The 9,036-nt window shown below is 35.2% G+C and carries 7 protein-coding genes; 4 read left to right on the top strand and 3 right to left on the bottom strand.

The features are described 5' to 3' along the window. A partial coding sequence (locus B4C08_RS08915; protein WP_296664605.1) for a tetratricopeptide repeat protein occupies positions 1 to 1,993 on the top strand: 1,993 nt, incomplete at its 5' end. Between the two features lie 20 nt (positions 1,994 to 2,013). Here the strand turns inward: B4C08_RS08915 and mutL are convergent. The 3 genes from mutL to xseA are packed head-to-tail and all read right to left on the bottom strand — an operon-like array spanning position 2,014 to position 5,368. Further along, the gene (mutL, locus tag B4C08_RS08910; RefSeq protein WP_296664603.1) at positions 2,014 to 3,852 is read right to left on the bottom strand and encodes a DNA mismatch repair endonuclease MutL; all 1,839 of its coding nucleotides are present in this window, start codon (positions 3,850 to 3,852) and stop codon (positions 2,014 to 2,016) included. Continuing rightward, on the bottom strand, positions 3,849 to 4,148 hold the full coding sequence (xseB, locus tag B4C08_RS08905) for an exodeoxyribonuclease VII small subunit (RefSeq protein ID WP_296664601.1): 300 nt from the start codon (positions 4,146 to 4,148) through the stop codon (positions 3,849 to 3,851). The genes mutL and xseB overlap by 4 nt, the downstream gene beginning before the upstream one ends. A gap of 11 nt (positions 4,149 to 4,159) precedes the next feature. Continuing rightward, entirely contained in the window at positions 4,160 to 5,368 is a 1,209-nt protein-coding gene (gene xseA / locus B4C08_RS08900; RefSeq protein ID WP_296664608.1) for an exodeoxyribonuclease VII large subunit, read from the bottom strand. Positions 5,369 to 5,434: 66 nt separating this feature from the next. Between xseA and B4C08_RS08895 the strand changes: the two genes are divergently transcribed. The 3 genes from B4C08_RS08895 to B4C08_RS08885 all read left to right on the top strand — a co-directional run. Further along, positions 5,435 to 7,054, top strand: a complete 1,620-nt coding sequence (locus B4C08_RS08895) for a spiro-SPASM protein (RefSeq protein ID WP_296664599.1) — start codon at positions 5,435 to 5,437, stop codon at positions 7,052 to 7,054. After that, entirely contained in the window at positions 7,029 to 7,982 is a 954-nt protein-coding gene (locus B4C08_RS08890) for a hypothetical protein (protein WP_296664597.1), read from the top strand. The genes B4C08_RS08895 and B4C08_RS08890 overlap by 26 nt, the downstream gene beginning before the upstream one ends. A 14-nt stretch (positions 7,983 to 7,996) precedes the next feature. Continuing rightward, a partial coding sequence (locus tag B4C08_RS08885; RefSeq protein WP_296664595.1) for a cytidylyltransferase domain-containing protein occupies positions 7,997 to 9,036 on the top strand: 1,040 nt, incomplete at its 3' end.

Raw genomic sequence — 9,036 nt, 5'->3', positions numbered from 1 at the left:
CATGAAAAAACAGGCCTTGGTTTTACGGTCCGCTGAAAATCTTTCTGATGAAGAAAAACTTGCGCTTGCACAAAAACTTATTGACGAAGGAAAATTTGAAGAAGCCCTTATTCTTTTGAACAGTTTAAATCCAAATGAAAAAAATCAAGAAAAAATAAATGCTCTAAAAAAAGAAGCTGTAGAAAAAGCAATGCAGTCTGGAATTGATTTAGGCGAGTTTGGTTTTGATGAGAGTGGAAACCCAATTCTTTCTGAAGAGGAAATTCTTCGTCATAGAAACGAAGCAAAGAATAAGCGCGAAATAGAAGAACAGAAAATTCAAGATGCAAAAAAAGAAGCTGAACGAAAAGCTCTTGAAGAAAAGAAAGCGAAAGAACAAAAAGCCTTGGAAGCAGAAAGGCAAAGAAAAGCTGCCGCTGCAAAGAAAGCACAAGAAGAAAAATTGGCAAGGGAAGCCGCCGCTAAAAAAGCTGAAGCGGAAAGAAAGGCAAGAGAAAAAGCTCTTGCAGAGCAAAAAGCTAAAGAGGCTGCTATTGCACGTCAAAAGCAGCTTGTTGAAAATTATATTTCAAATGGAAAGCAGCTTTTGTCTGAAAATAAAAATAAAGAAGCTGTTGTTGAATTTTATAATGCTGAAAAAAATCTTCCTGAAGAAGAAAATGCTTTTGCCGCAAAAAAACTTGGAGAGGCTGCGACAGCTTTGTTTGATAGCTCTGAAAAAAAATCAGGAACTGAAAAGAAATTTCTTCGTGATGAAGCTGTAAAATTTGCAGAGAAATCCTTTGAAAATTCTAAAGAAGAACCTAACGTTATGTTTATCCTTGGAATGGATGCTCTTGAAAAACATAATTATGCTTCTGCTGAAAATTTTTTACGTAATGCCACAAAAAAAGATCCTGCCAATAGCACTTATTTTTATCAGCTTGGAAGAGTTCTTGCGATGCAGAAAAAGTACAATGAATCGCTTGCTGCTTTCCAAACTTCAATAAAAATAAATGGAAATTTTGCTCCTGCCCATTATAATTCTGGCTTTGTTTGTGAAAAACTTGGAAAAAATAAAGAGGCTCTTGCTTCATACAGAAATGCAACAAAAATAAAACCTGACTATGAAAATGCATTTATGGGAGCAGGCCATGTTTTAGCTGAAGAAAAGAATTATTCAGAGGCAGTAAAATCATATTCAGAGGCGGTAAGAATAAATCCATCAAGAGCGCAAACTTATCAGGAACTTGGCTCTTGTTATTCAGAATTAAAAAACTATATTCTGGCTGAACAAAATTTTTTAAAGGCTCTTTCTTGTCCAGATTCTACTGCAGAAAAAAATGCGCTCACTTATTACAATCTTTCTACTGTGATGTTTGCGCAGGATAAAAAGAACGATGCATTTGATTTTGCAAAAAAAGCTTATGATAATAAAGACAAAACTACGTCGGATGTAAAGACAAATATCTCATATAACCTAGGACTTTTAAATCAAGAATTAGGAAACGAAACTGAAGCTATAAAATTTTATCAAGAAACTTTAAAGCTTGATTCAAATCATGTAAAAGCAAATACAAATTTAGGAATGATTCTTCTTTCAAAAAATGAACCTGATGCTGCGATTGCTCTTTTATTAAAAGCTTACAAAAATGATTCTAAGAATTTTGAAGTAAACAACAATCTTGGAAGCGCATATAGAGATATTGATGACTTTGCAAACTCTGTAAAATTTTATAAAAATGCTTTGGGCATAGAACCTGAAAATTTGACAGTAAAAGAAAATCTTGCAAAGTCATATACATCTGCAAAAGATTATAAAAATGCAAGGGCTGTTTATGAAGAGCTTGTAAAAAAACAGCAGACTGAATGGCCTTTGTTTTTTGAACTTGCAAAAGTCTGTCTTGCTCAAGGTGATGGAAACAGCGCGGAAAAATATTTGCTTTACTTGCAATCCAAAGCTCCAGATTTTAAATCTTCAGAAGTAAATGGATTGCTTGCTGAACTGCAGTAACTTATTTTTCAGAGCGGATTTTATGTCCGCTTTACAAGTGCAAAAAGTTGCTGTCTTGTTATTGTTGTGTATACCGGGCGTCCATGCGGGCAATGCGGATCTGGCAATTCAAGAGCACCTTTTGCAATTTTTTTTGCAGTCTCTTCGTCTAAAACTGTTCCGTCCATAACTGCGCTTCTGCATGCTGTGGATGCGGCTGCTGCATTTATCATATCTGCTGGATTTACTCGCCGGTCAAGCACATCTTTTTTTAAATCTGCTTCTGTGCCTTTCCATCTTATTGGAACTGTTGAAAATTCCCATTTTCCATTTCCGCAGTCTTTACATGAAAATCCAGCTTCTTCAAGTTTGTCTTTTATTGCTCGGATAAAATTGTCATCAGCGACGGAATCTGTCTGCACAATATATGGAACAAGAAGAGATTGTTTTTGTCCTGCCTCTGCCATTATTTGATTATAAATCATTCTTTCATGGGCGGCGTGTTGATCTATTATGTAAAGCGTTTCATTTTTTTCTGCGATAATAAAAGTTCCAAGAACACAGCCTGCAAAATGAAATCCTTTTTCATATTCTGAAAGCTTTTCACTATTTATTTCTGGAACATAATTCGGTTTCATTGGATGAAAAAAATCTTGTGAAGTTTTCGTTTTAAAGAAAGATTGTCTTGTTCCGCCTGATGAAAAACTTGTTCTAGGATTTCCACGCTTCACATCTGAATAAATTGAATTTATTTTTGGACTTTTGTTTTGGTGAGTGAAATTTTCTTCAACAAAATTATTTTTTTCAATACCGGTGGAATTAAAAGAAAATTCATTTGAAAGTTCAGCTTCTGTTTTATCTTCTGCATTTTGGGTGAGCATTGATTTTACAGTATACTGCTTGAAAAAATTTCTTGTTGTTGAGCTTACTGCATGATGAAGCGCATTTATGTCTTTGAATCTAGCTTCTCGTTTTGCAGGATGAATGTTGAAGTCTACAAGCGCTGGATTCATTTCTACAAAAAGACAGGCGACTGGAAATGTTCCATTTGGAAAATATCCCTGTGTTCCGTAAGCAATGGCTTGCACGAGAGAGTACTCCTGTATTTTTCTTCCGTTCACGTAAATGAAAATATCTTTTCTGGAATTTCTTGCAACAGAAGGTTCTCCAATAATCAGAGTAAATGAAAAATTTTTTTCGGAATCCTCATACTTCAGTTCATAAAATAAATCGCTGCTTTCAAAAAAATCATTTGTCTGAACAAATCTTTCTTTTAAAGATTGTCCTGCGGGAAGTGAAAGTTTTTCTTCGCCGTCATTTACAAAAGTAAAAGCAATGTCAGGGCGCGGAAGAATTTTTTCTTCAAAAATTGTCCTGCACTGAATTCCTTCTGAAGCCGGTCTTTTTAGAAACTGTCTTCTGGCAGGAAAATTTTCAAAAAGTCCTGATGACTGTGCTATGGTTCCTTCTGTTGAAGCACAAGGCTCGATGACGTGATCTTCTGTTACAGAAGCGTTCATTTTCCATCCGCCGCTTTTTATTTCCAGACGGCTTACTGCTGCAATTGAAGAAAGTGCTTCGCCTCTGAATCCCAATGTTGAAAGGCTAAGCAAGTCTGTTTCTGTTGAAATTTTGCTTGTCGCATGTGGATGCGCGCATTGAATCAAATCTTCTTTTGACATTCCGCAGCCATTGTCTATGACTCTGATTTTTTCAATTCCGCCACTAGCAATTTCAACTCTGATTCTTGTTGCGCCACTGTCAACTGCATTATCCATAAACTCGCGGACAATAGCGCAAGGCTTGTCTATGACTTCACCGGCGGCAATTTTTCTTGCAACTTCCGCATTTAGAATTTTTACGCGTCTTTGTTCTGTCATGCTCTTGTTCCAGTGATTTCAGAAGATTCATCAAAAAGACCGAGCACAGGAGCATTTTCAGTTTTTGCCTTTTGTTTTTTAACTTGTGCGGATTTTTCATCTTCTTCTGAAATATCAGGATTGTTCATTAATATTTGAATTTTGCTTTCCATTTCATCAAGGGACTTTTCCATGGATTTTGCAAGTTTTATTCCTTCCTCAAAATCTTTTAGCGCGTCTTCCAGGCTGATGTCACTTTTTTTTATGGAAGCAGAAAGCTCTTCAAGTCTTTTTAGTTTTTCTTCAAAGTTTGTCATTTTGTTCTCCGTTAATTTATTTTATCAACAGTTGCGAAAATCAATCCTTCCGCCGGCCTAATTTTTATTTTTGCGCCATTGGAAAGTTCAGATGATTTTCTTATTATTTTTCCATTTTCATCGCAAACCATAGAATATCCTCTGTCAAAAATGTTCTGTGGATTGCAGTTTTCTAAATTTTGCAGGCACAGTTTTATTTTTATTCTTTTATCTTTTATTATGTTTTCCATTGCGTCTTTCATTGAGTCAAATGCTTTGTCAAATCTTTCTGAATATTTTTGCTCAATGTTTTGCAATCTGGTCCGCATATTTTCAGGATTGAAATTTCTTAGCATAAGTCGCAGGGAATTTGTTTTGTTTTGAATTTCAGAAAATAAAACGGATTTGAAATTTTTAATATTATTTTCTATGTCGGACTTTCTTGGAATTGCAATTTCCGCCGCCGCGCTTGGTGTTGGAGCTCTTACGTCCGCCGCAAAGTCGCTTAGTGCCCAGTCAATTTCATGTCCAACTGCAGAGATTACAGGAATCTTTGAGTTGGCAATTGTACGGACAACTTTTTCTTCGCTGAACGGAAGCAAATCTTCCAAAGATCCTCCGCCTCTTCCGACAATCAAAACATCGCACATGTTGTATTCGTTTGCAATTTTTATCATGTACTCGATTGTATCCGCGGCATTTTCACCTTGCACGATTGCAGGAAAAACAACGATGCTTACTTTGTCATTTCTGCGGCGTCTTATATTTAAAATATCACGCAGTGCCGCTCCGTTTGGGCTTGTAACAACTCCGACTGTTTTTGGAAAAAATGGAATTGTGCGTTTTCTTGCTGAATCAAAAAGTCCTTCCGCGGCAAGTTTTCTTTTCCGCATTTCAATCATTTCCATTATGTTTCCGGCTCCAGCTTCAATCATTGATGAAACTTGAATCTGGTAATTTCCGCGCGGACAGTAAACTGTTATTTTTCCTCTTACTTGAACAAGCATTCCGTCCTTTGGAATGAAATTCAGAGCAGAAGCTGCTCCTCTGAACATTACCGCTGAAATCTGGCTGTCTGAATCTTTAAGTGAAAAGTAAAGATGCCCGGATGAACTTGGCTTGTAGTTTGAAATTTCTCCTTTTAAAATTATATTTTGAAAAGAACCTTCAAGCATTGTTTTTATAAGTTCTGTCAGCTGTGAGACTGTTAGGGCATTGTCTTTTTTTGATTCGTTTTGCATTTCCATTTTGTTCCGATTGTAAACATTCCGTTTAATTTAGACAAGATATTTTCCGATAATGAAATGATGAAGAATTTAGTTTTTTTATACATAGATGAAAATTCGGCTCATAGTTTTGAAAAAGTTTTTTCTGGAAAATCAGCTTTTGAAAAGTGCCTTGAATGGGCGGCTGATGTTTCAAGTTTGTGCGGAATTGTTGTTGCCTGCTTTGAAGAAAATAAAAATATTGTGGAATCTTTTGTATCTTCATTTGATAAAGTAAAAGCAAAAATTGTTTCAAGGAATTTTTGGAATACGGCAATATTAATAGAAGAAATGTCTGCTCAAGTTTCTATTTTTTCAGCAGATGACGTTGTTTATTCTTCAGCAGACAGACCCTTTCTTGACAAAAAGCTTACGAGTGAACTTCTTGAAAACCACAGAAAATATATTTCTGAATATACATTTGCAGACGGCTATCCTTACGGTTTTTCGCCGGAAATTATAAATTCTGGAACTTTAAAAATTCTTTCCACTTTTGCATCTAAAACTCACAAAGGGCTTGGGGAGTTTCAGGTTTCAAATGAATGCATTTTCAATGTTATGAAAGCTGACATAAATTCTTTTGAAATTGAATCCGTGATTGCTCCTAAAGATTTTAGAATGCTGCGTCTTGATTTTTCGTGTTCGCAAAAAAGAAATTTCGTTGCCTGCCAAAGACTTTATTCGAATGCTCTGAAAAAAGAAATTCCGTTTACCGCTGAAAATCTTTCTGAACTTGCTGAAACTTGCGCTGATGTCCAGCAAACTTTGCCAGCATTCTATAATATTCAGATTTCAGAAAACTGTCTTGCAATGCCGTTTTACAATCCTTATCCAGAAGCTTTTAAAAATAAATTCGGTTTTTTCCCATTTGAAAAAGAAAATCCAAATCCCAAAGACATGACTTTGGAAAAATTCAATTTTCTTATTGAACAGATTTCCAGTTTTTCAGAAGATGCCGTAATTGGTTTGAGTGCCTGGGGAGAACCGTTGCTTAACAAAAAATTTGCGGAATTTATTGAAATTGTTTTGCGCCATAAAAATCTTTCTGTTCTTGTAGAAACTGACGGAGTTTTAGTTACTGAGCAGCTTGTTTCAAAAGTTTTTGAAATTTCAGAACGAGCTGGAAAAAGAAAAAATGGAGCTGAATCTGTAACTTGGATAGTTTCAATTGATTCTTTTAGCGAAGATATGTACAACAAAATTTTTTCAAATGGAAGCTTTAATTCTGCTGTGAATTCAATTCTTGCTTTAAATAAATTTTTCCCATCTTCTGTTTATCCGCAGTTTACAAGAATGAATGAAAACGAAGATGAACTTGAAAAATTTTATCGTTTTTGGCACTCAAAAGATTCTCCTTCCGGCGGAAAAGTTATAATTCAAAAGTACAATGATTTTTGCAAACTCTTGCCTTCGAGAAAACCTGCCGATTTATCTCCGCTTGAAAGAAATGTCTGTTGGCATTTAAAGCGCGACATGACAATTCTTTGCACTGGTGAAGTTCCTCTTTGCAGACAGTTTGTGTTTTCTTCAATAGGAAATGTTTTTGATGAAGGTGTAGAGAATATATGGAAAAAATATTTTGGTGAAGTTCAAAATCAGCTTGAAAAAAAATATGGAGAAAAATGCAAGGATTGCGATGAATACTATACCTTCAATTTTTAATCAGCATAAAATTTCTTACACTGTTATCGGCGGAACTGAAAATCCCAAGCAAATTCTTATGCCTGTTACGTGCATAGTTCTTAGCAGGTCGGGAAGACATTATAGAACAAGGGTTCTTGAAAACTTATTGCAGAAAGGATTTGAAAAAATTATAAGCGTGAATTCTGAAAATGAACGGAAATCCATAGATTCTTTTGCGAGGCATTTTCCTACTGTAAAATTTTTAGTTGCATTGGAAAATGTATCACAGGGAGAACTTTTGAATATTGCTTTTTCTGAAGCTGAAACTCAGTATGTTTTGGTTGTTCAAGAGGAAATGTGCCTTGAAAAATTTTCTTTTGACGCTTCTATGGTTTCTAAATTTATTAAGAAAAATCAGTTCTGCATTGCTCCAAGGCTTTTTTCTGACAGCTCTACAAAACTTCCAGTTGCGCTTTTTCCTTCAGCAAGAAAATCTGTTTTTGAAGTTGAGGCAGATTCTGTATTTTTAGACGGACAGCCAACTTTGTATCCTGCTGATTATGCGGGTTTTTATAATCGTGAGAAATTTATTCTGCTTGGCGGAATTGACTATACGATTTTTTCTGAATACTGGCAAAAAATCGATTTCTTTTTTAGAGCTTGGCTTTGGGGAGAGAAAATAAATTTGTCAACAGGATTTGAGTTTAAATATACAGGCGCAATTCCTGAAGAAAACCTAACGGTAGATATTTCGTATCTTAGATTTTACTTGAAAAATCTTTTGCCTGTTTTTTTATCAGATCATGCAAAAATTCCATGGATTTCATATTTTGCTTTTAAATTAAAAAGTTCTTGCGGATTTGTTGAGTCTATGCGGCAATTTAAAGATGCCATGCGCTGGACAAAGGAAAATCAGTATAGATTTAAAACAGACGCTGTTGCTCTTATTGAAAACTGGGGAAAATAATTCCGAGGTAAAAGATGAATTTAAAAAAAATAAAAGAAGGAATAAAAAAAATTGTTATCGGAAGAAAACGTGTTGTTGTAATTGTCCAGTGCCGCCTGTCTTCAACAAGACTTCCTAGAAAAGCTCTTTTGCCTCTTGGCGGAAAAACAATTCTTGAATGGACTTTGGCTTCAATGAAAAAGGTTGAAGCTTCAAAATACTTTCTTGCTGTTGATGAGGAAAGCAGGGAAGAACTAGAACCTATTGCAAAGAAATGCGGCTGGGATTTTTACGCTGGCTCTCAATCTGATGTTCTTGACAGATTTTGCAATGTTATAAAAATTTCCAAGGCCGATGTTGTTTTAAGAGCAACAGCCGATAATCCATTTTTATTTTATGAGGCTGCACAAAAACTTGTTGATGAATATTTTTTAAAAGAAAAAAATTCTCCAGTTGACTACATTACATTTTCTGGACTTCCGCATGGCTCTGGAGTTGAAGTATTTAATGCAGATTCTTTGCTTGAAGCCGCACTAGAAACAGATTTGCCTTATGACCATGAGCATGTAGGCCCTGCGCTTTATAATCATTCTGAAAAATATATTTGCGCTTTTGTAAAAGCTCCGCAGGAATTTTACTATCCAGATTATAGAACTACAGTTGATACTTTGTCTGATTATAAACGGGCTTTAAGAATTGTAAAAAAAGTTTCCAATAATAAAATTCCATCAGAACCTTATTCTACAAATGAAATTTTAAGTGCGCTTTCGTTTCCTGCTGTAAAAAATCCTGTTCTTTTAATTCCCTCTGTAAAGAAAGGCCATGGAACTGGACATTTAAGAAGGTGCCTTGATCTTGCAATTGCAAATAGTTGGGATGTTTATATTCCAAATGACGCTGATTTAACCCAACGATTGGATTTAATTGAAGATGCGCAAAAAAATGGACTTGATGCTTTTCAGATTGTGAATGAGATTCTAGATTTGTCCGAATATTGTCTTGCAATTACGGATTTATTTTTAGCTGATAATAATTTTATTCGTTCTATAGCATCAAAAATTCCAGTTGCAAGTCT

This window comes from Treponema sp. UBA753 (genome assembly GCF_002297325.1).
Lineage (GTDB): Bacteria > Spirochaetota > Spirochaetia > Treponematales > Treponemataceae > Treponema_D.
Note: the sequence above shows the minus strand (reverse complement) of the source record. Positions and strands in the feature narration are given on the sequence as shown.